We start from the raw sequence: 823 nt of genomic DNA, 5'->3' as shown, positions 1-823 counted from the left end.
GACCTTCTTTGTTGCGAATAACCCGGTCATCTGGATGATTGTTGGTGCAATGGTGTTGGGTGCAATCGTAGGTATTGCACGAGCTCGTACTGTACCAATGACACAAATGCCAGAGACTGTTGCACTCATGCACTCTTTAGTTGGTTTGGCTGCTGTTTTAATTGCAATTGCTGCAATTTTGCATAATAACCAACTCACTGAATTGTTTGCTCAAAATGAGGCGGCTTTAACTGCGGCTGGTGTGCAACATGTGCACATGAGTGGTGTTCACTTATTTGAATTGTTCGTAGGTTGTTTTGTTGGCGCGATTACCTTTACTGCATCTGTGTTTGCGTACGGTAAATTAGCTGCAAAAAAATGGGCGAAAACAATTTCTGGTGCGTGGGTTAAACCTGTTCAAGCGCTTATTTTTATTGCGATGTTGGCTTGTGGTTTTTACTTCTTCACGACTGGCAACATGACTGCATTCTGGGCAATGACAGCACTTGCGCTTGCATTTGGCTGGGTATGGATTGCACCAGTTGGTGGCGGTGATATGCCTGTAGTGGTATCGCTTCTTAACTCATTCTCGGGTTGGGCGGCAGCAGGTATTGGTTTTACACTTGAAAACAACATGTTGATCGTTGCGGGTTCTCTCGTGGGTTCATCTGGTGCGATTCTGTCGTACATCATGTGTAAAGCAATGAACCGTTCGATCATCAATGTATTGTTTGGTGGTGCAATGGGTGGCGCGGCAGTTGCTACAGCTGCTAAAGGTGAGCAAGTTCAGCGTAACCATCGTTCTGGTTCTGCTGATGATGCTGGCTTCTTGATGTCAAATGCC

General features: G+C 45.7%; 1 protein-coding gene. It reads left to right on the top strand.

Going from position 1 to position 823, the window contains the following annotated elements:
- The coding region (locus FY048_RS18935; RefSeq protein WP_446092166.1) for an NAD(P)(+) transhydrogenase (Re/Si-specific) subunit beta at positions 1–823 on the top strand (823 nt) is incomplete at both ends.

This window comes from Acinetobacter sp. 1124_18A, assembly GCF_052824995.1.
The sequence above is the reverse complement of the archived record's forward strand: the minus strand, read 5'-3'. Positions and strand labels throughout refer to the sequence as shown.